This window comes from Paenibacillus sp. FSL L8-0436, assembly GCF_038593025.1.
Classification (GTDB): domain Bacteria; phylum Bacillota; class Bacilli; order Paenibacillales; family Paenibacillaceae; genus Paenibacillus_AQ.
This window is the reverse complement of sequence record NZ_CP151955.1, coordinates 6241866-6265969: the sequence shown is the minus strand read 5'-3', so window position 1 is coordinate 6265969 and position 24104 is coordinate 6241866. Positions and strand designations below refer to the sequence as shown.

The 24104-nt window shown below is 50.4% G+C and carries 24 protein-coding genes; 11 read left to right on the top strand and 13 right to left on the bottom strand.

Annotated elements, in window-relative coordinates:
• The first annotated feature begins 87 nt into the window (after window positions 1–87).
• Window positions 88–756 carry an alpha/beta fold hydrolase gene (locus NSS79_RS28945; RefSeq protein WP_342437141.1) on the top strand — a complete coding sequence of 223 codons (669 nt, stop codon included), beginning with the start codon at window positions 88–90 and terminating at the stop codon, window positions 754–756.
• A 208-nt stretch (window positions 757–964) separates the two neighbouring features.
• On the top strand, window positions 965–2665 hold the full coding sequence (locus tag NSS79_RS28940; protein ID WP_342437140.1) for an alpha amylase N-terminal ig-like domain-containing protein: 1701 nt from the start codon (window positions 965–967) through the stop codon (window positions 2663–2665).
• A gap of 39 nt (window positions 2666–2704) precedes the next feature.
• Here the strand turns inward: NSS79_RS28940 and NSS79_RS28935 are convergent, their stop codons facing one another.
• Complete coding sequence (locus NSS79_RS28935; RefSeq protein WP_342437139.1) at window positions 2705–3796, bottom strand: M23 family metallopeptidase; 1092 nt, start codon at window positions 3794–3796, stop codon at window positions 2705–2707.
• A gap of 302 nt (window positions 3797–4098) precedes the next feature.
• On the opposite strand from NSS79_RS28935, the gene lipA reads away from it, so the two are divergent.
• Window positions 4099–5001 (top strand): lipoyl synthase, encoded by a 903-nt coding sequence (gene lipA / locus NSS79_RS28930; RefSeq protein ID WP_342437138.1) that lies wholly within the window; start codon window positions 4099–4101, stop codon window positions 4999–5001.
• Between the two features lie 360 nt (window positions 5002–5361).
• Window positions 5362–5976, top strand: a complete 615-nt coding sequence (locus tag NSS79_RS28925; RefSeq protein WP_342437137.1) for a YutD family protein — start codon at window positions 5362–5364, stop codon at window positions 5974–5976.
• 114 nt (window positions 5977–6090) lie between these two features.
• Here the strand turns inward: NSS79_RS28925 and NSS79_RS28920 are convergent, their stop codons facing one another.
• The 4 genes from NSS79_RS28920 to ylbJ form a co-directional block, all read right to left on the bottom strand.
• A complete protein-coding gene (locus tag NSS79_RS28920) occupies window positions 6091–7527 on the bottom strand; it encodes a S41 family peptidase (RefSeq protein ID WP_342437136.1) in 1437 nt (478 codons plus the stop codon).
• Window positions 7528–7585: 58 nt separating this feature from the next.
• On the bottom strand, window positions 7586–8767 hold the full coding sequence (locus NSS79_RS28915) for a stalk domain-containing protein (protein ID WP_342437135.1): 1182 nt from the start codon (window positions 8765–8767) through the stop codon (window positions 7586–7588).
• A gap of 188 nt (window positions 8768–8955) precedes the next feature.
• Entirely contained in the window at window positions 8956–9759 is an 804-nt protein-coding gene (locus NSS79_RS28910; protein ID WP_340896682.1) for an NAD kinase, read from the bottom strand.
• Window positions 9760–9883: 124 nt separating this feature from the next.
• On the bottom strand, window positions 9884–11122 hold the full coding sequence (ylbJ, locus tag NSS79_RS28905; protein ID WP_342437134.1) for a sporulation integral membrane protein YlbJ: 1239 nt from the start codon (window positions 11120–11122) through the stop codon (window positions 9884–9886).
• A gap of 421 nt (window positions 11123–11543) precedes the next feature.
• Between ylbJ and NSS79_RS28900 the strand changes: the two genes are divergently transcribed.
• Together NSS79_RS28900 and NSS79_RS28895 are read left to right on the top strand one after the other, a co-directional pair.
• Entirely contained in the window at window positions 11544–11927 is a 384-nt protein-coding gene (locus NSS79_RS28900) for a globin (protein ID WP_342437133.1), read from the top strand.
• A gap of 31 nt (window positions 11928–11958) precedes the next feature.
• Window positions 11959–12663: a DUF2225 domain-containing protein gene (locus NSS79_RS28895; protein ID WP_341096127.1), complete on the top strand. Its 705-nt coding sequence runs from the start codon at window positions 11959–11961 to the stop codon at window positions 12661–12663.
• A gap of 89 nt (window positions 12664–12752) precedes the next feature.
• Here the strand turns inward: NSS79_RS28895 and NSS79_RS28890 are convergent, their stop codons facing one another.
• Both NSS79_RS28890 and NSS79_RS28885 read right to left on the bottom strand, forming a co-directional pair.
• The gene (locus NSS79_RS28890) at window positions 12753–12983 is read right to left on the bottom strand and encodes a hypothetical protein (RefSeq protein WP_038596195.1); all 231 of its coding nucleotides are present in this window, start codon (window positions 12981–12983) and stop codon (window positions 12753–12755) included.
• Window positions 12980–13171 carry a YycC family protein gene (locus NSS79_RS28885; protein ID WP_038596193.1) on the bottom strand — a complete coding sequence of 64 codons (192 nt, stop codon included), beginning with the start codon at window positions 13169–13171 and terminating at the stop codon, window positions 12980–12982. Before NSS79_RS28885 ends, NSS79_RS28890 begins: the two co-directional genes overlap by 4 nt.
• 209 nt (window positions 13172–13380) lie before the next feature.
• Between NSS79_RS28885 and NSS79_RS28880 the strand changes: the two genes are divergently transcribed.
• Complete coding sequence (locus tag NSS79_RS28880; RefSeq protein ID WP_342437132.1) at window positions 13381–15171, top strand: M3 family oligoendopeptidase; 1791 nt, start codon at window positions 13381–13383, stop codon at window positions 15169–15171.
• 416 nt (window positions 15172–15587) lie between these two features.
• Window positions 15588–15995, top strand: coding sequence for a hypothetical protein (locus NSS79_RS28875; protein WP_038596189.1), 408 nt, complete (start codon window positions 15588–15590; stop codon window positions 15993–15995).
• 123 nt (window positions 15996–16118) lie between these two features.
• Here NSS79_RS28875 and NSS79_RS28870 read toward each other — a convergent pair whose 3' ends face one another.
• Window positions 16119–16352, bottom strand: a complete 234-nt coding sequence (locus NSS79_RS28870; protein WP_038596187.1) for an alpha/beta-type small acid-soluble spore protein — start codon at window positions 16350–16352, stop codon at window positions 16119–16121.
• A gap of 107 nt (window positions 16353–16459) precedes the next feature.
• Window positions 16460–17428 carry an aldose 1-epimerase gene (locus NSS79_RS28865; protein WP_342437131.1) on the bottom strand — a complete coding sequence of 323 codons (969 nt, stop codon included), beginning with the start codon at window positions 17426–17428 and terminating at the stop codon, window positions 16460–16462.
• A gap of 432 nt (window positions 17429–17860) precedes the next feature.
• On the opposite strand from NSS79_RS28865, the gene trpS reads away from it, so the two are divergent.
• Window positions 17861–18850, top strand: coding sequence for a tryptophan--tRNA ligase (trpS, locus tag NSS79_RS28860; RefSeq protein WP_342437130.1), 990 nt, complete (start codon window positions 17861–17863; stop codon window positions 18848–18850).
• Here trpS and NSS79_RS28855 read toward each other — a convergent pair.
• Entirely contained in the window at window positions 18847–19035 is a 189-nt protein-coding gene (locus NSS79_RS28855) for a hypothetical protein (protein ID WP_038596181.1), read from the bottom strand. The genes trpS and NSS79_RS28855 overlap by 4 nt on opposite strands.
• 242 nt (window positions 19036–19277) lie before the next feature.
• Window positions 19278–20282 (bottom strand): metal-dependent hydrolase, encoded by a 1005-nt coding sequence (locus NSS79_RS28850; RefSeq protein WP_342437129.1) that lies wholly within the window; start codon window positions 20280–20282, stop codon window positions 19278–19280.
• A gap of 258 nt (window positions 20283–20540) precedes the next feature.
• Between NSS79_RS28850 and cyoE the strand changes: the two genes are divergently transcribed.
• Together cyoE and NSS79_RS28840 are read left to right on the top strand one after the other, a co-directional pair.
• Window positions 20541–21473, top strand: a complete 933-nt coding sequence (gene cyoE / locus NSS79_RS28845) for a heme o synthase (protein WP_038596177.1) — start codon at window positions 20541–20543, stop codon at window positions 21471–21473.
• An 18-nt stretch (window positions 21474–21491) separates the two neighbouring features.
• Window positions 21492–22109 (top strand): SCO family protein, encoded by a 618-nt coding sequence (locus NSS79_RS28840; RefSeq protein ID WP_342437128.1) that lies wholly within the window; start codon window positions 21492–21494, stop codon window positions 22107–22109.
• Between the two features lie 78 nt (window positions 22110–22187).
• On the opposite strand, the gene NSS79_RS28835 is transcribed toward NSS79_RS28840, so the two are convergent.
• Together NSS79_RS28835 and NSS79_RS28830 are read right to left on the bottom strand one after the other, a co-directional pair.
• Window positions 22188–22550, bottom strand: coding sequence for a DNA primase (locus NSS79_RS28835; RefSeq protein WP_038596172.1), 363 nt, complete (start codon window positions 22548–22550; stop codon window positions 22188–22190).
• A 256-nt stretch (window positions 22551–22806) separates the two neighbouring features.
• Window positions 22807–23979, bottom strand: a complete 1173-nt coding sequence (locus NSS79_RS28830; RefSeq protein WP_342437127.1) for an MFS transporter — start codon at window positions 23977–23979, stop codon at window positions 22807–22809.
• Between the last annotated feature and the right edge of the window lie 125 nt (window positions 23980–24104).

The following is a 24104-nucleotide window of genomic DNA, read 5'->3' as shown; positions in this document are numbered from 1 at the left end:
GAGGTTTATTTTTCTTAAAATGGTTAAAATAAGGCAGATACATATCAACCCAGCGGCTAAAAAATCTAAACGAAAAGAGGAATGGTTATGGATAGCTGTTTGTTTATTCATGGCTTCACCGGGGGAGAACACGAAATCTCTCCGTTGTCACGGTTTATGGAGCAGCATAATTACCATTCCAGGACATTCACGCTTAAAGGGCACGGCGGCAGCAGAAAAGATCTGCTTCACTCGGACAGGCATGATTGGCGGCAAAGTGCTGAAGATGAATTAAAGAGTTTGCTGAACCAGACGGAGAGCGTTCATCTTATTGGTTTTTCTACCGGAGCGTTGATCGCTTCCCATCTTTCGGTACAATACCAAACCCGGATTAAGTCTCTTACGCTGCTGTCGGCGCCTGTGTTTCCGCTGAACATGCTTGAGATTCTCAGAACGTTGGGCAGCCCAGCCATGCTCAGGAATTATTTCAGCAAATTTGGCTCAACGCCGGCGAAGGCCACCCGGGAATTTCAGCGGCTGGTCCGCGAAAGCTTTGAGGTCTATCCTCATATCGAGATTCCGACCTTGATCGTGCAGGGCAGAAGAGATCATCTGGTGAAGACCAAAAGCGCCGGTTACCTGCAGCAGACCATTCCTTCCGGCCGCAAGCAGGTGCTGATGGTGGAGAACAGCGGTCATATGGTTTGCCATTGCGATGATAGTGAGCGGATCATGAACGAAGTACTCCAGTTTATCGAGCGCTCAGGGGCTTCCTGAATAGTGTGTGAAAATAATATATCAAGCGCCGCTTGCAGAGCCTCTTTCACCGATGAGTGTGAAGCAGGCTCTTTCTTATTTATAGAGTTGATTTGCATTGACAACGTATACAGCGCATGGTAATTTTTATGAAGGAAACCGGTTTCCCTAACGGGTTGAGTTTGTCCGGAAAATTCCGGGACTGATAATAAAAAGGAGACTAAAAAATATGTCAAACCACTGGTTTTTGTACCATACGTCAGAAGATCCTTTTGCCTTTCCCGCTGGACCGGGAGCCCTGAAATTGCGGCTGTTTGTGCCTGCCGGACAGCAGTTAAGCTGTACTGTGGTTCACTCCGACCGCTATGATTCCCCGGGCAGTGAACAGCCGCAGTCTATGGAGAAAATCGGTTCAGCCGGCGCCTATGAGATTCATGAGGCGGTAATCCGGACGGAAACCGGCAAATGCAGATATTTGTTCTATGTAAAAAATCCTGCGGGTGATTATACATGGTACGGGGAACGGGGAGAGTCCCAAAACCGCGAACGTGCCGGGTCTTTTCAATACGCTTATCTGCATGCCGACCAGGCGCTGGAGCTGCCTTCATGGACGAGCGGAGCCATTGTCTATCAGATATATCCCAGCAGCTATAACCGTGGAACACTGCAGGGAATTACAGAAAAAATACCCTATCTGCAGGAACTCGGCGTGACCGCCGTCTACATGACACCTATCTTTGAATCTCCTTCAGAGCATAAATATAATACATCGGACTATTACAAGATTGATCCTGATTTTGGTACAGCAGAGGATCTTAAGGAGCTCGTCGCTGAGGCACACCGCCACGGGATCAAGGTGCTGCTGGATGCTGTGTTCAACCATTCCGGTGATACTTTTTTTGCTTTCAGAGATGTGCTTGAGCATGGGGAGAATTCGCGGTATAAGGATTGGTTCTTTATCCATTCCTATCCGGTTGAGCAGTCTCCGGTTCCAACCTATGAGACCTTCGCAAAGGCTGAAGTCCAAATGCCCAAGCTGAATATGAATCATCCTGAAGTTGCTGATTATATGCTCGGTGTGGCCAAGTATTGGATTCGTGAAGCGGGAATTGACGGCTGGCGTCTGGATGTGGCCAATGAGGTCCATCCGCTGTTCTGGTCGCGGTTCCGCCGCGAACTGAAGGATGAATTTCCCGAACTGCTGCTGATTGGGGAAATCATGCATGCGTCCGGTCCGTGGTTAAGGGGTGACCAGTTTGATGGCGGGATGAATTATGTGCTGCGTGATGCGGTGCTGGAATTTTTTGCGGAACAATCCACGGGCCCGCAGCGGTTCATGGAGCAGGTGCTCCATATCGAAGCACTCTGCAATGATCAGGCTAACTCGGCAATGTTCCAGCTGCTTGGCAGCCATGATACCCAGCGGTTTCTGACAGCCTGCAAGGAAGGCGGCCGCGGCTGGAACCGGGCGGGTACGGCCCTCCAGCGGATGAAGCTGGCTATATTTTTTCAGATGACCTATATTGGCCTGCCAATGATTTATTACGGAGATGAAGTCGGAATGGAAGGGGCCACCGATCCGCACTGCAGAAAACCGATGCTTTGGCACAGGCAGGAGCAGAATGAGGAACTGCACAATTGGTACAAGGAGCTGATTGCCCTGCGGAAAGCACATAACGTCTTGCAAAAAGGCGCCTTCCGCCCCTGGTTCACTGATGAGGCGCGTAATGTCCTCGGCTTTGTGCGGCGGGGTGATCAGGACCCAATAGGGCTGATTCTCAACAACTCCCCGAATCATTATCAGCTTGAGCTGAGCAGTTTCCGCTCTGACCCAAATGAACTGACCGACTTGTTGAGTGGAAGGACCATCCGGAATGCCAAACGGATTCTCGTGGAGATTGAACCGTTCGGCTGCCTGATGTTGAACTAGCCGAACGGTGTGGATGAAATCATGCGGCCGGGCTCAGGTTCATGATTTGTTTTTCTTATTTTTCCTAAGTGTCCGGTACTCCTGATTCTCCCATTGCTTGAGCAAAGGATAAGGATCGAAGGCCCACTCTGTAATTCCCCGGTCGCGGTAGATGCCGTAATGCAGATGGGGAGGGAATTTGCCCTGAGTTCCGGGTTTGCCATACCCCGAGCTGCCGACCCAGCCAAGGGTCTGCCCGGGTGTGACGATATCTCCGCGGGAGATGGACTTCTCATACCCGGACAAATGGGCGTAATAATGGTATCGGTTCTCGATATCACGAATGCCTATTCTCCAGCCGCCAAAGCGGTTCCACCCCTTGGTCTCCACTACTCCAAAGCAGGTGCTGCGCACAGTCATTCCGTGCGGGGTGAACAGATCCGTTCCCTCGTGAATGCGCGCACCTCCCCAGCTTCTGCCGGTGCCCCAGGTACTGCGGTAAGCATACATCGTTCCGACAGGCAGCGGAAAAGCGCTGCCTGACAGGTCGAGCCGTCCGAAATGCTCATACAGCTTAGAGAACTGTGCCACCCGCTGGGCCGCGCGGCCATTATGATAATACTCCCAAATTGCAATGTTGAAGTCATTCGCAGAGTTTCCATAATTCAGCAGGTGGCGTGCCATGCTGTAGAGCACATCGGCATCATTTGTGGGATCGGCAAGATCGTCCCCGGACCCGTCCTGCCCGAAACCGCCGAAGAAGCTGATGGAATCAGGCGATTTATCGGCCTGATCCGGATTCAGCGGACCGGACCATACCGGTGCAGGAATGGCGATGCTGGTAAGACGGGAAGAAGCGGATACTTCCGTGCCTCCCTTCTTCTTAGCGATCGTCCGCTCATACTGGTCAATGGCAGCGAATCTGAACCAGGGAATGCCGGTAGCAGCACTCATTTGCTCATAAAGCTCCTTGCGTGCAGCCTCATCATTCACCTTGCTGCCGGCAGGAACGCCGCTGGATTTGACGGCCGGGAGATTATGCCCCCGTGTGGCAGCTGCAACAGCAGCTTCCCCGCCGCCCGACAGCAATAGGGCAGTCGACAAGCAGGATACGGTGATCACTTTTCTATAATTTCTGAATGGGGCCAGCATGATAACAACCTCCTAAGTTACGCCGTGGAATTGTACAATACATCGGGCAGGTATTGACAGATGCACTTCTTTTTCTTTTAATTTGAAGCAAAAGGGATGTTTTTATCCGTACTTGTCTAAAGCTACCAAGTATGAACAAATACTCTGCAGAAAGAGCTGATGTCTATCTGAAGTACAGGGCAATCAAGTTTGCAAGTTGAATTTCACAAAAACAGGCAATTGCTAATGGCACATGATATAATATGAGGCAGCAACTTTTTAACCATGGAACTTATATTCAGGCGAAAGCGGGGTTCACCACTTTGACTAATAGAACAGCCAAACAACCCAAGCCGGACTGGATTAAAATCAAGTTAACAACCGGTGATAATTATCAAGATATTAAAGGCATGATGCGATCCAAAACTTTACATACCGTATGTGAGGAAGCACGTTGTCCCAATATTTATGAATGCTGGGCGAACCGTACGGCTACATTTATGATCCTGGGAGACATTTGTACACGGGCCTGCCGTTTCTGCGCTGTGAATACAGGTCTGCCCACGGAGCTGGACCTGCTGGAGCCGGAGCGTGTTGCTGAAGCTGCAGAAGGCATGAAGCTTAACCATTGTGTGGTGACAAGCGTGGCCCGCGATGACTTGAAGGATGGCGGTGCGGCGATTTTTGCCGAGACTGTTGCTGCTATTCGAAGACGTCTTCCGCTATGCAGTGTGGAAGTACTGATCCCGGATTTTCTCGGAGACCGGGACAGCCTGGAAATTGTAATGAACAGCCGCCCGGACATCCTGAACCATAATATAGAGACGGTAGAGCGGATGTCGGACCGTGTGCGGGCCAGAGCCAAGTACCGCCGCTCTCTGGAGCTGCTGCGCCGGGCGAAGGAGATCAAACCGGATGTTCCTACCAAATCCAGCATCATGCTAGGCGTTGGAGAGGAATGGGACGAAATACTTCAGGCGATGGATGATCTGCGGGCGGCAGATTGTGATATATTGACATTAGGGCAATACCTGCAGCCTTCCCCTAAGCATTTAAATGTGGAGAAATATTATCCGCCGGAGCAATTTGCTTTGCTGAAGGAAGAAGGACTGAACCGGGGCTTTAGTCATGTGGAAGCGGGTCCGCTCGTCCGCAGCTCTTATCGTGCGCATGAGCAGGTCAAGTCCGCTGCGAAAGCCCGTGAGGAGCGTTCAGTTTCACAGTAATAATTAAAATTTAGGGAAACAAAATTGCCTTCGTGACGGAGTCACAGGGTTTATCTTTAGTCTTTAAGGTTTTAGGTTTTAGAGGGAAAAGGGCCGATTGTGAGCCGTAGGCGATCAGAGGCCCTTGGGTTAATGTTGTAGGTCCACCCCATCACGCGTTGATGGAGCCGTGGAGCTGAATTTCGAAATTGGAGGAGCGCCAGCGTTTGCCTTTGTTGTCCGATTTCAACCGCATGGCAGTTTAAAATGAAGAAATCGGACAACAACAGCGGCCGGAAATTCGAAATTCCGCGGAACGGCGGCTTATCAACGCCCCCGCTCCCGCTCCCATTATGCAAAAGAAAGGCAGGCGACACACGCTTGATCGTTATAGGTGGAAAAGGCTACGAGCTCATGTTGGATCATAAGGATGGCTGGAATCCGGAGGCGTTTCGCGGGAGATACAGCGAGGTGCTGGACCGTTACGATTATATTATCGGTGACTGGGGATACAGCCAATTACGTCTGAAAGGCTTTTACCGGGACAACCATCCGAAGGTGAACCGGGATACAGCTATTTCAGGCATGGTGGATTACATTAATGAATACTGCAATTTCGGCTGTGCCTATTTTGTTCTGCATAAATTGAAAGAGCAGCCGAAGGAAGGCACATTCAAGGATATCTTGATTAAAGAAATACCGGAGCCGGCGCTGGAGGAAGACCTTGAACAAGAGCCGGCTGAACCGGATGCTGTAATTAAGGAGCAGCGGGAATCGAAATCTTCTTACTCTAACCCGGCCCGGGACAAGGGCACTGGCGGAAACGGCAGGGATCATTCGTCTAAGGATAGACCTGTGCGCGAACATCAAAGCCGGAACCACCGGAATAAAGACAAAAAAGGCAATAAAGATTTTCAGGGCAGACAGCAGCAGAACCAGCAAAGCCCGCAGAACCAGCAGAATCCGCAGAACCCGCCCCAGAATTCTTCGAACTAAGCAAGGGCGGCAACTGTCGTCTGTTCTGGGATGGGTATAAAACAAGAATGCCCCGCAGCCATACATACATGGCTGGCGGGGCATTCTTTTGTTTCTGCAGTGCGATATAATCCGCTATTTAACGGATAATTTCAATTGTTTGAGTGCGGCGTCGTAGCTCCAGGTTAGCGCAGGGAATTTCTTCTTGAACGCATTGAGTTCAACGTAGGTCTCATCATTCTGGGACAGGGCTTCTTTGGAGGCTAAGGCGAAGCTAGAGATGCTGCCGGCTCCGTTCGTGACGAGCACTTTCTTGTTCTTGGCATCCCAAGTAACATCGCTCTCGACAAGGGTGGCCAGCACGCGTGCCGAAGCATAAACCTTGTCTCCTTGCTTCAAGAGACCAACATTTCCGGCAAAAGGACTTCCATTGATGTTCAGAATATGGTTATCTCCGGACGCCGTAATGTTGGTCATTCCGGCAATTTGCAGGGCGGTAATCAGCTGCGCGGTTTTGCTTTGGACTTCAATATCCGGCTTCAAGCCGATCTGGTTAAAGTCCTCCTTGTTCGGGGTCAGGTACTTTAAAGTCGTGAGCTTTAGTTCTCCGCCGTTGGATACGGGCACAAGGTTTTGAATTCTGGCTTTGCCGTATGTGCGGGTACCGACGATAGTCGCGATCTTATTATCGCGCAGAGCGCCGGTCAGGGCTTCGGAGGCACTGGCGGAGTTTTCATTCGTCAGGACGACGACAGGCACGCCGATTTTACTGCCGCCCTTTATAATTTCCGGAGTCAGAGCGCCACTTTGGTCGGAGGTGTACATCATAATGCCCGACTCCATAAACTTGGCGGTAATATTCTTGGCAACATCAATATAGCCGCCTCCGTTATTGCGCAGATCCAACACGAGCGATTTCATCCCAGCTGCCCGCATCTTATCCAGCATAGCGGAGAATTCCTTGTCGGCATTTTGCGTGAAGCCGCTTAATGCGATGTAGGCGATTTTCTGGCCGACAATTTTGCCGGTGACAGAGGTTGTGACCATACTTTTCAGGATTACGTTAACGGATTTGGCCGCTCCGCTTCGGTTGACTGTTAGGGTCAACTTGCTGCCCGGCACTGCGCTAAAGGGATCGGCCTCAAGATCAGCGATGGCCGTACCGTTGATCTTCAGAAGAACGTCACCACGTTTCAGACCCGCTTGTTCGGCGGGAGAACGGGGGGTGATTTCTTCAATGTACACCTCATTCCCATTTCTCGCCAGCGAAAAACCGATACCGACATATTCAAGCTCAAGCTGATGTTGAAATTCAGCGGCTTCGTCACTGTCGAGGTACATGCTGTAAGGATCATTGAGCGTATAGATCATTCCGTCAATTGCACCACGGATCAGGGTATCCTTGTCTACCCCTTCCACGTTGTAGGATTCAATATAGTCCATAATTTCGTTAATAATTTCCGTGTTTGAATCGGTCTGTGCGCTCTCTGCCGCTGAAGCAGCAGGTGCTAAGAGGAGGGAGAACGCAAGACAGCCGCTAAGAACGGCCGACATGATTTTTCCGGATTTCATAAGTGCATACGCCCTTTTTAGTATATTTGATGATGCATTACAGCTGTCTGTCTTAAGATTATGATTGATCTCCATCAAAGCTGAGGTTAAAGGTTTCGTCGACTGTCCACGCACCGTCTTCTGACTTCACAAAGAGGAAGATGAGTGACTGCTTGTAGCTCTCCCCGCTATCGGCATCCTTAATGGTGGTTTCCGCATACACAGCGGCTTCTTCGTTAGAATAATAGAAGATATTCGAGTTATCCAGGGTATAGCGGTGATCATAGGTATCAAAATAATCCTGCATATCCGACTTTGTTGCCGCATCGTACTCCTCCCCGTATGAGGTCATCAGGGCGGAGATAGCATCCGTATTCTCAGCGCTCATATATTGATAATACTTGCTGAGGTTATCTTTGATGGTTGCTGCTGTAGCTTGCGGCAGCACCGCTGCTGTCATTCCCTGTTCACGGGTCAGAAGCACCGTTCTGTCCTGTACCTCCATCGAGGCGATCTTCCATTTCCCGTCCTTACGGACGAGCTCATACAAATATTCAATGTTCTCGTCAGGAATATAGAGGCCGCCGGTTCGAACAGCTTTCTCAACCGTGACGGCAGTCGCTTCATTTCCCTGGATTTGCAGCACCTTGAGGCTTTCTATTGTATTCTTGACATCATACAGCTCAAAGGATGAATCCATATCGGCTACCATTCCCGTAATGTCCTCACCTGCATCCACAAGCGAATAAAAGCGACTGGCTTGTTCAGTATTATAATATTGATTGGCCAAATGTATTAAGGCTGTAATATTCTTCTCGTCGGTGACAGTGGACACAGCGGCTTTGATCTTGACGCTTCTGCTGCCAGAGTCCCAGACGGCTGTGCCGCCGGTAGCTTCAGCAATGAAACGCAAAGGAATATAAGTAGTGCCGCCGATGGAGAGGGGCGCTGTACTCATTTTTTTGACGGTTCCGTTCAGGGTAGCCCGGTTGCTGCCGATTTTGAGGCTGAGCTTAAGCGAGGAGCTGGTGCCGGTGATGGTTCCCGTCTGGGCCTTATAGAGCACCTGAAGTCCAAGCTTTTCAAAGATGACACGGAAAGGAACGAGTACAGTATTATTCTTAAGGTAAGGAGTACCCGCAGTGAATGAAACATTGCTGCCGTTAATATAGACCTTAATCGGTTGTTCTGCGGCAAAAGCGGGGACTGCCAGCAAAAGTGCCAGCAGGCTGGTGCCTAATAAAGATATTAATTTTTTCAACGGTTATTCTCTCCTTTAAAATAAACATAACTATGTAAAATAGGTTCATTATACCAATGGAAATTCTCCCTGTCTATCAACTTGTGTTAGCTGTAATAGAAGAGTTTGTTAAACGCCCCAAGCATAAAAGAGCCGGGAATGTCGTTGCATTCCCGGCTTTCCCACCTCTGAAATTTAGGACCAGCTCCCTAGACCAGAAAGGCTTCACGGACACGGTTCCAGAAAGGAAACGGGCGGTATCTGGCAAAGCTGATTTTTTTGTCGGATACCTGGCAACGGACGGAGACCAGATCATCCACTGGAATATTGTTATGGTCAATCGTCAGCAGCAGGCGCTGGTCTTTGCGGGAAAAGATGTCGCAGTGATGATGCTTGGGCAGCAGCAACGGCGAACCCATCGTACGGAACACACGATTGTTGATCGATGCAATTTCGGCAATTTGCAGCGCTTCAATCGACGGATGCACCATAGCGCCTCCAAGACTTTTGTTGTAGGCAGTGCTGCCTGATGGGGTGGAGAGGCATAAGCCATCGCCTCGGAACATCTCGAAGGTAACGTCATTAATGTCAATCTGGATGACCACCGTTCCGTCAACACCTTTAAGGGTGAACTCATTCAGGGCAATATGCGAGGTGGAACCTGATTTTTTATGAATTTCCAGTTCTAGCAGCGGATACTGCACGATACGCGGTTTATGTGGCATGGAGTCACCCACTCCGCACATATAGTCGATCAGTGTCGGCAGCTCTTCCGCTTGCCAATCCGCATAGAAGCCCAAATGTCCGGTATGCACACCTACAAAAGCCAAATTGGGAATCTGATCGATAAAAGTATGAAAAGCGTGCAGCATAGTTCCGTCACCGCCAATGGAAATGACGATTTCAGGAGATTCGGCATCCAGCTCCAGGTTCCGCTCCGCAGCCAGCTTGTGAAATTGCTCCGCAAGTTTAATGGACAATTCGTCTCCGCGGTCCAGAACATAATATCTCAAGATGTACAGGCTCCTTTGTATGATTCAGTCATACACCGATCATAATCAATCTTGACCCGGAACACAATATTAGAGCGATGAAAAGACTGTCCTTCTTGCGTATATTGTTCAGTATCCTTCAGGATTAATGCCGCCGCCATGTGCGCGCTGCTATGCCGGATAGCATTATAAGCAGCGACAGCAGCAAAGCCCCACCCAGCAGCAGGCCAAGCAGGCTTAGACTGGAGACGAAAGCAGAGGCGGGAGAAGCAAGCCCGGAAGCGGCAGGCAGTGCATTCCAATGCTCTGACAAACCTGAGCTTATAACGGGCTTCCAGAGCAGCAGCAGCAAGCCCGCTGACAGAAAGGCGTGGACCAGTCTGGCAAGCATGAAGGGGAGATAACGCAGTCCTGTGCCATTCAGGATGCTTGCGACCTGGGCATGTACGGATAATCCGCCCCAGGAGAGAATAAAAGCAGCTGCAGCTGCTTTGAAATGCAGCGGAATTGAAGCCGTCGCCTCACCGGCTGAACGGGCGCCCAGGGTAACCTCGAACAGGCCGCTGACCAGCGCCGCCGACAATTCAGGCGGGAACCCTGCCAGAGAGAGAATACGGTCTGTCAGTCCGAACAGTGTCGACATGATTCCGGCGCGGGCCAGCAGCTCCATCAGTACGGTGAAGAATACAACCAGCCCTCCTACGACAATAATAAGCAGCAGCGAGGATTGCACAGCACCCATAAGCAACTCGCCGAAGCTCCGCCCGTCCCTGCGCCGGGCTTCAGCCATGGAGCTCAGTGCCATGCGCAGCCGCCCGGCGTTTTGTCCACTAGGGGGAGTCTGATTTTTAGCGGATAATGTATGTTCTTTCCGTCCATGGAAGGACATCAGCAGGCCTACGATCAAGCCCCCTCCGTAATGGGCAAGCGCCAGGACTAGTCCTAAAGAAGCATCATGAAAAAAACCGACCGACACGGCACCCAGCAGAAAAATAGGATCGGAGGAGGTGGTGAACGCAACGAGGCGCTCCCCCTCCACCCGGTTGACCAGACCCTGTTCCCGCAGCTTTGCGGTTAATTTGGCACCAACTGGATATCCTGATACATATCCCATGGCCGCCACAAATCCGCCGCTGCCGGGAATATTGAACAGCGGACGCATCAAAGGGTCCAGCAACGCACCGAAGAGATGAACTATGCCGAGGCCGAGCATGATTTCGGAAATGACAAAGAACGGAAACAACGAGGGGAACAGCACGTCCCACCAGATGGCCAGCCCGCGCAACGCTGCAGCCAGAGCGCTTGCCGGATGAGCCAGCATCAGCAGGATGCAGCCGGCAAAGATGAGGCCTAGCAGGGGGCCGGCAATCTTCTTCAAGAGCATAGTCAACGCCTCCAAGTTCTATGGTTAGATGTATGCCAAAAGGAGGACAAACAGCACAAAAAAAATGCGGAAAGCGGTTACAAGACGCGATGCATTTTTGCTTGAATTATGATATTATTAAATTAATCAATGCACACCTTTTAGAGTAATAATTAGGGATGGAGTGATGGTGATGAGCGTAGTTGCCGGAGTTCTCGTTTGTGCTTTTGTATATGTTATCCGGATCTCTCTCGTCCCTCCTGGTGATGAGGAATTTCGGACTTATTAAATATGATGTGACGCTAAACACCGGGTTTAGCGTCTTTTTTTTGCGTTCTACAGGATGACATAAGCCTAAAGTCATTGTTTAACGGTGCAATGCTTTTTTTGGTATAATAAAAGAGACGCTTCAATTAAAATGAAAGAAAGCTGGTAACCTCCAATGAATCCAAATGACAGCTTATTCGACAATCTGGGGGGCGCAGAGGGGCTTCACCGTCTGGTTGAAGTATTCTATGCAAAGGTGCAGCTTCATCCGCAGCTGAGCCCGTTATTCCCTGCTGATATTACTCCTGTCCTGGAGAAGCAATATCAATTCCTCAGTCAGTTTTTCGGCGGACCGGCGCTCTATTCCGAGCTCCATGGCCATCCGATGATGAGAGCAAGGCATATGCATATTCCTATCACGCCGGCACATGCCGAGCAGTGGCTTAGGTGTATGAAGCAAGCACTGGAGGATACCGGTGTTCAGGAACCGCTGCGTTCATTTGTGCTCAGCCGGCTTGCAGGACCTGCACACCATTTTGTTAACATGCCCCAGGAGTAAGGAGCAGTTGATCGCGAAAGGATGAGGGCATTTGCCAGAATTAATACCTTTGTACTCGATTAAAGTTATGTGCTGCAACTGTGAACAGGAATTCTCAACCTCACGGGTACGTCCGAGCCTCAAAAGAGCAATACGCCGGGATGCGGATTTCTGCTCCTATTACAAGGAGGAAAATCCGGATTATTATGTTGTGCGTGTCTGTCCGAAATGCGGCTTTGCCTCTACAGAGAACTCTGCTGACAAGCTGGTTGACTGGCAGCGCAAAGCTTTTAATGAGCAGGTGGGGACCCGCTGGAAGACCCGGGATTTCGGGGAGAAGCGCAGCTGGGAGCTCGCACTTGAATCGTACAAGCTTGCACTGATTTGCGCTCAAAGCATCAAGGATAAAGACCGGATTATTGCTAGCCTCCTGCATCATATTGCCTGGATGTACCGCTACCAGGGGGATTCTGCGCAGGAGCAGCGCTTTTTGCGTTATTCGCTGGATGAATATGTAAAGGTGTTTGAGAATGACGGGATGGGTGGGAATGACGCCCGGCTGATGTATCTGATCGGCGAGCTGAACCGCCGTATCGGGGAGTTCCACAGTGCGGTGAAATGGTTCTCACGTCTGATCAACGACCAGAGAATCACCGATGCCGCGATGATCCGGGCTGCACGCGAGCAGTGGGCCCTGCTGCGCGAACAAATGCGTGGAGAAGATATTGACCCGGACACATTGTCTGCGGGAATCTGATGCTTTTCCGCAGCTCCATGAACGGCAAAAAGCGCAAAAGCGACAAACTCGCTTTTGCGCTATGCAGGTGTGCCTGATTCCATAGGCGGTCAGCGGACCGCACGGTCAAACAGCAGATAGTCCCCATCGTTGTCGATGACTGTCGGGCTAGTGCTGCAGCATGGAAAGACAAGCAGTTTCTTTTTGCCGTCGCGCACGATTTGCAGTTCCTTAGGTTTCATGGGGAGAAGCACGTTCTCCGAGTTGCAGAACGGGCAGTACTGCACGTACAGATCTCCAAGAATAATGTCATAAGGCCAGGTATGGCTGAAAGGGATCATTGCTCTTCCTTCTCAGCTGGCGGCGTCTCTGCAGCCTTACCATCGGTCTCAGCGCTTTGCTGCTTCGATAATTCAGCGATCTTTTGCAGCAGGATATGTTGAGGCATATGCATCAAGTGTTCCAGGGGAACGCCGAGCTGTTTGGATAAAGTGATAGCCGTTTCCGGTGAAATTTGCAGTGGCTTCATGTTGATGCCCTCCTAAAAGTTTAATGAGCATAGCTGCTTAGAGTCATTTCGTACAAAGCTGCCTCAGAAGCATATGGCGGAACCCATTAGAATAAATATGACTATTTGGCCTCGAAAGCAGAGGCTTGGGGTTATCGTAATTCACTTTACCATGGCTTCAGGCCAAATACAAAGAAAACCAATTCAGAGCAAAGGAATGGTGGGAAGACATGAAACAACCATTATCACTGACATGGGAGCTGGAGTCTATTTTTCCGGGCGGTTCATCCTCTCCCCAGTTTGAAGAATTCTTGAAGCAGCTTGAAGCGGATATTGAGACCTTGCGGCAGCAGGTTGCCGCTTCCGTCTCCCCGGCTGATTCCGAATCCACCAAATCCCTGGATGCTGTGATCGAATTGCTGCAGAGCTGCTCCGGACGTCTGATCCAGGCGTCGGAATTTGCCGGATGCCTGGGTGCCCAGAATCAGCAGGACAAGGGTGCTGTCCGGTTATCCTCCAAAGTGACCGGTTTGCGCGCCGGCTTCGAAGGCATCAGTTCGCAATTTGACAATGTGCTGCGTCAAACGTCGGATGCGGTATGGACGGAGTGGATGGCCCGGCCGGAAATTGCTCCGCTTGCTTTCGTACTAAGCGAAAGCCGTGACTTAGCCCGCGAGAAGATGAGCCCGGAGCTGGAAAGTCTGGCGCTTGAGCTCGCCGTTGACGGATATCATGGCTGGAGCGAGCATTACGAAACGATTGTCGGCTCCATTCAAATCCCGTATGAGGATGAGGAAGGAACCAAACAGCTGTCTGCCGGACAGGCCTTCAATAAGCTGGATGATGAAGATCCGAAAGTACGGAAGGTCATGTTCCGCAAATGGGAGGAAGCCTGGGGCGGAGCCGCGGATTATTGCGCGGATACCCTAAATCATCTGGCAGGATTCCGGCTGAAGTTGTACAAAGGCCGGGGCTGGGAGGATGTACTGAAGGAGCCGCTTGGCATCAACCGCATGTCGCACACAACATTGGACGTGATGTGGGACGTCATTACCAAGAGCAAACCGGCGCTTGTCTCCTACCTCCAGCGCAAAGCCAAACTGCTGGGTATGGATGCACTGGCCTGGGTGGATGTAGAAGCGCCTGTCGGCAAATCCTCCGGCAAAATCCCTTATGATCAGGCAGCAAAAGACATTGTTACGCAATTCCGCAAATTTAGTCCGAAGCTGGCGGATTTCGCTGAGCATGCCTTCGACAATAACTGGATCGAGGTCGAAGATCGTCCGGCCAAACGTCCCGGCGGATTTTGCGTCTCCTTCCCGGAGAGCAAGGAATCCCGCATATTTATGACATACAGCGGCACGCCTTCCAATGTGTCGACGTTGGCGCATGAGCTTGGACACGCCTACCACTCTTTCCTGCTGGATGACCAGCCGCTGTTCAACCAGAATTACGCGATGAATGTAGCAGAGACTGCCTCTACCTTCGCAGAAGTCATTGTATCCGATGCACAGGTGAAGGCAGCTGCTGATCCGGAGGAGAAGCTGGCGCTGCTTGAGGCGAAAATTCAGAACAGCGTTGCCTTTTTTATGAACATCCATGCCCGCTTCTTGTTCGAAACCCGCTTTTACGAAAAACGCAAGGAAGGTCTTGTGAACGCGGAAGAGTTGTCGGCACTGATGGAGGAAGCTCAGAAGGAAGCCTTCTGCGGTGTGTTGTCAGAGTATCACCCGCATTTCTGGGCCTCTAAGCTGCATTTCTACATTACGGATGTGCCGTTCTACAATTTCCCTTACACCGTAGGGTATATGTTCAGCACGGGGTTGTACCGGCTTGCGCTGGAGCAAGGGCCTTCATTCGCTGACAAATATGATGATTTGCTGCGGGATACAGGGGTAATGACACTGGAGGATTTGGTCTCCAAACATCTTGGAGTAGACCTTGCAGAGCCGGATTTCTGGCAGGGAGCCGTAGATCTGATTGTAGCGGATATCAACGAATTTCTTGCAATGACAAACTAATCTGACCGAGAATATGACAAAACTAAGACAAGAATTTTTTGTCGAATGGAAATCGATTCGCTCAGAATTGGTGTGAATACGCAAAAGCCCCTTTATCGGGGCTTTTTTTTGCGCTGTATAGTGTCGAAAGCGATCGGTTTATAGTGGAATTTATTGGATTTTTAATAAAGATTGCGCACATATAGGGATTTTAACCCAATTATGTTGAATAATGTTGTACCTTGTAAAGTACTGCCCTATAATGAGCCTAAAGCCTTATATAAGGCCTGCTAGGAAAGAAATACGAAGGCAGTTTGTACGAAGAATAATCAAGAAGCAGTGCTCTCACAAAACGAAGCGGAAGCTTACGAAGCAAGTTTTGTACGAAGAATAGAACTTCAAGAAGCAATGCTCACAAAACTTTTAGGAGGTACAATATGCTCAGGACAGAAGAGCTATCGCTGGCAAGACAGATGGATTTGGTATTCAAGGAACTGCAAGAGGAATTGTCTGGACTGTCTTCCGGCACGGTTTTTGTGCAAATCAGAAATAATGTCATTGGTAAGTTTGGAATCCGCCATAATCCGCTGTCTGGACGAAGTGGTGTATTTAAGGAGGAGCAGGAGGGGTTGAACTCAGGCCAGTTATCCTCCTTCCGGCTTATGGCGCTGGAGAGTCTGAAATACAAACGGCGCTGGACGCATGGTGAGATCAGCTATGAGTTCGCCGTCCGCCAGGGAATGGTGGTTGTAGATGCGATCCTGGAGTCCAATTACAATATGGCTAACCTGATGATCCGCTATCCCCGTAATTCTGCTGACAATTCAGATCAAAATTACGGCTGAAATTATACATAGCTACACAAGCTAAAAGCCCGCCTGCGCTTCGACGAGAAGCGCAGGCGGGCTGAGAAGCTACTCCGTTTCAGGCGTTAGCCCTACCGGATAAATCACTTAATGATAAGGCGACTACGAACGACCGGACAGTTGTTGCTCTGCCAGTTGTACCAGACGTTTGGTGATGTATCCTCCCAAAGAACCGGTTTCGCGGGAAGTGTAGTTACCATAATAACCGTCTTGTGGAATCGTTACTCCAAGCTCTTGTGCTGCTTCATATTTCAACTGCTGCAGCGCTGCATTCGCTTGAGGCACGACCAGGTTATTACTACGGCTGCTACGACCTTGTTGACCTGCTTGACCCATGTGTGTCACCTCCTTCGCCCGTTGTGAAGATAGTATGAGCGCGAGGAGATGAATTCATGCACAATTTCGAAAGAATTTAAGGATGGTAATTATATGAAGTTAAGAAGTTAAGGATAGAGTATTTCGAGCATGCTGGAAAGCGCAAGCGTCTGGCCGGGCTGCAAGGTAATGAGTCCTGTAAAGGAAGGGTTCTTTGGAATATTCGGAGCATCCGGCAGCCATGTGTAGGGTTCGATGCACAGAAACTGCTCTGCAGGCCCTTTTGTATATACCACCCAATGACGGAAGTAATTTTTGTCTGCAGTATAGCGAAGCCCATATCCGTCATCGCGGAGCAGCAAGGCTTCTGCGGGCTGCTCTTTTCCGATCCTTAGCACCGTATCCAAATTAGTACCTTGAAGATTCATACCTTGGTTCAAGGCTTCTAAATCACCAAGTGGCAGCAGGCTGCCGCTGGGCAGGAGCTCGTTGTTCAGTTCATAAATGCTTTCTACGGGTAAATTCAGTTTCCAGCGGCCGGGTTCACCGTCAATCATGAACCATGTGTGATAGCCAACCCCGAATGGAATAACTGTGTCTCCTAAGTGAGTGACCTTAAGCGTTTGCTGAACGCGGGCATCCTGAAGCCGGAACGTCATTTCGAATCTCAGAGGAACAGGAAATTGCCTCATCCAGTTAGCGTCGTCGCCGGTATTGAATTCCGTCGTCACTGCACAGCCTTCTTCGTCCTCTTCAATATCGCTGACACACCAGCTCTGCGTCCGGTGCAGTCCATGAATATGATTGTCCCCGGCCGTATTCTGATCAAACTGGTAGCTTGTGCCCTCAAATTGAAATTGACCCTTGCGGATTCGTCCGGGCGGAACTAAGAGCGGAATACCGAAATGGTAAGGCTTCTGCAGATAAAAAGATATGTCGCTTTCATCAGGCCGGCGCAGGATTTCCCGTTTCTCCTTACGGTCCCACAAGGAGATAATGTTGTTTCCCAGTCGCGGCAAAAGCGTGAGTTCAAGTTCGCAGCTATGCAAAATATAGGTATCATAGCCGCCCCACTGCCCTTTGGTCACCTGTTTCATGAGAGATATGCTCCTTTAACTTAATCTGAAAGAATGCGAATAACCTTATCATAACAGATTTATGTTTTTGTGGTTAACGGATTTGACATCTTCTCAGTATCGCTCTATGATGAATGCATTAATGAACGATGACAATGCGATGACAGGGACAAGTAGGCGGGAACTGCACCTTCAGAAAGCCGGTGGCTGATGTGAACCGGCGGGACACTTCCGTATGAATGGACCCTTGAGCGCCGCGCTTGAACGGGCTGGAGAGCCTCAGTAGACCGGCCGGCACTTCCCCGTTACCGGAAGCAAAGGCTGTTTGCTGATGTCCTCTATGACCCCTCAAGCAGCGAATAAGGGTGGTACCACGGTCTCACGTCCCTTGCGGATGTGGGGCCTTTTTGTGTTCTTCGAAAGTGGAAATTACATTTTATGGAGGGTAATTCGATGACTAAAAAAGTATTGTCGGGCATTCAGCCCAGTGGTTCACTGACACTCGGGAACTATATCGGAGCGATCAAAAATTTCGTAAAACTGCAAAAAGAGTATGAATGCTTTTTCATGGTAGTGGATCTGCATGCCATTACTGTTACTCAGGATCCAGCCGCACTGCGGGAAAATTCAGAATCGGTAGCGGCACTTTATCTTGCTGCAGGCATTGATCCGGCAATCTCAAATGTCTATATGCAGTCCCATGTACCACAGCATGCCGAGCTGGGCTGGATCATGACTACACTGACTGCAATGGGTGAGCTCGAGCGGATGACCCAGTTCAAGGATAAGTCTTCCGGGAAGGATTCTGTGGGCTCAGGCCTGTTCGTCTATCCATCGCTGATGGCTGCCGATATCCTCATTTACAATGCCGATCTCGTACCTGTTGGCGAGGATCAGAAGCAGCACTTGGAATTGACGAGAGATCTGGCCGGACGTTTCAATCACCGGTTTGGGGAATTCTTCACGGTTCCGGAGCCGTATATTCCTGAAGTGGGCGCACGCATTATGTCGCTGGACGACGCCAGCAAAAAAATGAGCAAAAGCAATCCAAACGCGGGCAGCTATATCGCACTGCTTGATCCGCCGGATGTGATCCGCAAAAAAATCAGCCGTGCTACGACCGACTCCGGCCGTGAAGTGGTGTATGATCCCGCAAACAAGCCTGAGATCAGCAATCTGATGAGCATTTATGCCGAGTGCTCGGGAATGAGCCTGCAGCAGATTGCCGACCGTTATGAAGGCCAAATGTATGGAGGGTTCAAAAAGGATCTTGGTGAAGTGCTGGTGGCTTCGCTAGAGCCGCTTCAGCAGAAATATTATGAAATCCGCAGCTCCGGCACGCTTGGTGATATTCTTGCCGAAGGTGCGGAACGCGCCCGCAGCGTGGCGGCGCAGAACCTTGCCGCCGTTAAGGAACGGATGGGCTTCCTCCCGTTACGTTAAGAGGCCTGCCTTGCCTCCGCTTTGCGTCTCAGTCTGGCTTTGAGAATAAACCCCCAGCCGATGTTCAGGACACAGAGAACACCAAGCAGGAGCGCAAGCCAGATGTTAAAGCTGATGGAGATAGAAGCAGCTGTTAGCATTAGAATCGAAGAACATGCGAACCAAAGCGACAGACCTTTACCCATAATTGCCAGCCTTCCTTTCTAATAATAGTAAGTGAATGATCCCGCAGCGCTTATGTGCTGCGGAGTTTTTTTGTAATATAAGGAACTATATAATATGCAGTAACAAATGATGCTTAAAAACTTCAAAAGTTCATTGAAAACGCTTTATGGTGATTGTGCCTTATGTTGCGGCAGGCGTCAAGAGCGGTAATTCATGGCAGAGCAAAGAAGGCGTCCGGGAACCGGACGCCTTCTGCTATTGACTACAGCTTTACGGAGCCCGGATCAATGGCGAACCGTTCATCCAGTTTCTCGCTGCTGAGCCAGCCTACATAAGTGTTGAGCGGATGATATTGGTTATCCATTACAAGCACCGCTACGAAAGGGAATTGCTTGCGGTGTAAATAACGCACATCGCCCCAGCGTACAATATAACCGGAGGGCAATTCCTCGACCTCGGCTACAGCATATGAGGTGAAGTAAAGAAATGCCTCAATGTCCGGATGGGATTTGGAATGTTCTACAGCGGGGTGGGTGGAGCACACCGCATGTTTGAACCATTCCAGCCGCCCGCCGCTCAGCAATCCGACGTTATAGCTGCCGTCCGGTTTGGCTTTGACCACATTCCAGCGCGATGGCGAAATCGTGGGGATGACATAATAACGGTCGCCGGCATTATGATGCATATCTTTGTTCTTGATATTGCGCGTAACCCGGGCATGCACGAGGGTCCGCCAAATATAATAAATCACGATACTGGCATACAGGGTGATAAACAAAGGTGCCGGTGGAATCATCCCGCTGATCCAGAGAATAATTGCCGCGGCATGGCTGCCGAATATAAACGGATCAAAGATGTGGATAATATTCCAGGCAATCCATTTCTCTGTGAAGGGACGCGCGGCCTGTGTCCCATACGTGTTGAACAAATCGGAGAATACATGAACGGCTACGCCGATGAAGCTCCACAGAGCAATATGGCTAAGAGAAGGTACATCGGTAAATCCGAATAGCGGTCCGATCACCAGTGTGATCAAAGCCGGCCACAGCAGCAGGAATGGCAGGGAATGGGTGATTCCCCGGTGATTGCGGATATAAAGCGCATTGTCCTTGAGACGCAACGCAGTATCGGCATCCGGTGCTTGCGAGGCCAGTACAGTGGCTACCATGACAGCCCCGGCCAGTGTTCCATGGGAGGCGACGGCGGGATCAACGAAGGAAAGGCCGGCCAGTCCCAGGCCCATAACAAAATGTGTAGCAGTATCCATTGGTCAGATCTCCTTTGTACGGAAGTTCTCTATTAATAACTACCCAATTTTGCGTCCAGTTATTTAGGGAGGAGGAAATAAATATTTTCACGTAATTGTCAAATTGATGAACATCATGGTCAATGATTGTCAAAGTCTTTCCCGGTTTGATATGATAAAGTTAACAGCGGAGTGGTAAAAATTCTTAATTAAGAACGATAAAACGGTTCTTGACTCCGGCGGAACGTTAGAAGTCCCTTAGAAGGAGGAACACCAAACGTGGACAATCAATTGAGATATCAAGCTTCTTCCGATTCCGCAGCCATGTCTGCCAAATCACCCAAGGAAGGTGCAAGCTGGCGTGACTTTATTACAGTGACGAAACCCGGCATTATCCGCTCCAATCTTATCGCTGCTTTTGCAGGATACTGGGTGGCTTCGGGCTGGGACGTGCAATACGGCCGATTAATTCTGACCTTGCTCGGTACAATGCTAGTCATGGCTTCGGCCTGTGTATTTAATAATTATTTTGACCGCGACCTGGATATGAAGATGGAACGAACCCGTGAACGCGGCCTGCCTACGGGCCGACTCAAGCCGAATACGGTTCTGCTCTATGCCATCGGGCTTGGCATTGCCGGTCTTGCTGTGCTGTTTGCATTCTCCGGTGTGCTTAGCGGGCTGTTCGGCATACTCGGCATGTTCGTTTACGTAGTAGTTTACACCCTTTGGCTGAAAAGAACATCTACTTGGAGTACTTCTGTAGGTGCAATCTCGGGAGCCATGCCTCCGGTTATCGGATATGTTGCAGTTACAGGTAATGTGGATCTCGGTGCCTGGCTGCTGTTCGCAATGCTGTTTCTGTGGCAGCCGCCCCATTTCTGGGCTCTGGGCATCCGCCGGAAGGAAGAGTACAGAGCTGCGGGATTTCCGCTGCTTCCAGTCGTTAAGGGAACACGCCGCACCAAGTTCCAGATGATTCCCTATGTGGCATTGCTGCTGCCGATTCCGGTTCTGATGTACGTTTATGATTATGCAGGGATATTCTACCTTGTTATTTCTGCCGCGTTGTCCGTTGCCTGGCTGTACTTGACATTGACGGGCTTCAAAGCAAAGGATGACGATGCCTGGGCGAAGAAGAACTTCTTCTTCTCCATTAATTACCTGACTGTCAGTCTGATCGTGCTTGTGCTGAATACGACTCACGTTTAAGAGGGGGAGAGTACACCTGTGCATACCTTGAAACGTTACAAATGGACCTGGCTGCTGTTGGCCCTGGCTTTGGGAATGGCCCTTTACTTAGTGATTCAATCCTTGGATTTAGGGAAAAAGCAGCTGCCGGTCATCGGGGAGGTACAGGACTTCTCTCTTGAAAATGTGGATGGCAAGCAAGTAACACTTGCGGATACGAAAGGGAAAGCGCGGTTGGTGTATTTCTTCTTTACGGAATGTCCGGATGTATGCCCCATCACTACCTATATGCTGTCACAGACCCAGGATTTGCTGGTCAAGGACGGCAGCTTCGGCAAGGATGTTGAATTTGTCTCCATCTCATTTGATCCCAAGAATGATACACGCGAGGCCATCAAAACGTTCGCAGACCGGTTCCACGCCGATTATAACGGTTGGTATTTTCTGCGCGGAGATCAGGAACAGGTGCGGCAGTTGGCTGCCGATTCGTTTAAAGTGCTTATTTATGGAAATGACAAGGATAACTTTGCCCACGCTAATCTTATAGGTCTTGTAGACCCGGAGAACCGGTTGCGCGGACTATATGATGCTGGAGATACAGAAAATGTGACACCGGAATTCCTTGCCGGTGCTTTGAAGAAGCTGGCACCCAATTAAAAAGCATTGAACTTAAAAACGCCTTGCTTCATCCTCCGGTTACATGCGAAGGGTGAACAAGGCGTTTTTTTGCTGCCGCTATGGTTCCAGAAACGGGAATGGCAGCGGCTGAGGATAGATGATGTATTCCTCCAACCCCGCTTTTTCAAGCTGGGTGAGATTGTATTCATCGGGAGTGCCTTCTACCCCTGCATAGCCTTTCCGGGTATAAATATGGACCGCGTCTGGAAAAGCATCGCGCAGAATTCCGCGGATTTTCTTACCCGAGCTGTCGTTGTCCATATATAGGTAAACTTCTCCGTCTCCGATTTTACGCCGCAGCGATTCCAGCTTGAGTGTATTCAACGTACCGAAGGTGCACAGGATGTCGACCTCCGGCGCCAGCAGTCGCCGCAATCTGCTGCGGTCGTTTTTGCCTTCGACAATGATGGTAATGGACATAATCTGTCGCCCCCCCGGATAATAGATGGTAATGACGGGATTTGTGATCTTAAGCATGTTAATGAACACGGTCATATGCTTATTAAGTATATTACCTAAGCTTCGTCATTTTTAACAGCTGAGGGACAAAATGTGTTCATTCCCCGGGAAATGTCGTAAAAAGAAATAATCACCCGGCTCAAGGAGAGACCGGGTGATTGCGGGGTTGACTGGCAGATTCAATTCTGCGGGAATTGCAGCTCCTTTTTTTGCCGGCTCAAGCGGCATGGCTGTTCAAGTCCGCACGGTAGGCCGCGCTTTTCCCGGTATCTCTTGGAGGCAACAGCAGAAGTGCGGTCATGAGCAGGACAAATGCAATGAAATAAGGAGAAACGAAGTCCCTTAGCTGTCCTGCAGCCACCGGTCCGGCAAAAGCGCCGAGAGACATTGCAATGGATTGCAGCGAGAAGGTGCGGCCCAGATGGCCGCCTGCCCCGAGACTGATGAACAGCGAAGCCATCGCCGGAAACAGTACACCTTTCGCTGCTCCCAGCAGGAAGAGAACGACCCCTGCGGGAATGCTGGTGAATGCTGCAAGTGCGAAGAAACACAGCGCCATGCCGAGCAGTGCCACAGCAATTCTTGCAACCGGAGAGAGCCGGTTCAGGAAGAACAGGCTGAGCGTCAAGAGTGCCCCCAGGCTGAGAAGCGAAAGCAGAATCCCGGTGGATACGATCCCGTTGCTCCCCTGTGACAAAGGAAGCTCAAAGAACAGTACCCCCTGCGAGCAGGAGACGAAAAAGGGCAGCAAATAATATCGCTTGGTAACGGATGAATGCGGTTTTTCGGGTGCAACCGGGTGTTCTTGCAGCGGCTGTGATGGTTTGGCAGCTGCCATACTGCCGGAGAACTTAGGTACACTGAAGAAAGCCATCACACCAGTGGCAATCAGCAGCCAGCCCAAGGTGCTGAAGGTGCTGGAATACCCGGCCTGGTGGACGATAAAGGCTCCGGCAGCTGGCGATACGACCGAAGCCAGCGTATGGATGATGCCATGGCCGGACATATACTTGCCCTGCGTGATGGGATCTGACGAGAGGGAAGCCAGCAGGGTCATGCAGGCCGGAGACAGAAATGCCAGGGCGAAGCCGCTGGCCGCCCGAAGCAGCAGCAGATGCCAGGGAAGCTGAGCATGGGCCTGAAGCAGCAGGATGGCGCCTGCAACCGTCAGGCTGAAGACGATGTAGCGGCGGCTGCCGTTACGGTCAACCAGTACCCCGGCCAGAAGGTTGCCGGGAAGATGGGTCAGGGAATACATGCCCATCATCCAGCCGATGAAGGCCGGCCCCGCCCCCAGTGAGATAGCAAAGGGGGTTAGAATGGGGTACTGGGCATGCAGATCAAAGAATGCCAGGAAAAGAAATAAATACAGCCACAGTGCGGTTTTCACGGAATACACCTCCGAAAGGGCCGTTTCTGCGCTGGCACAGGGTGGCGCTTTTTAATGGGGAATGGTTAAGCCTACTTGTACTTTACGTGAGTCGAGGGGGGCTTATACCATTTTATTGGGGGATT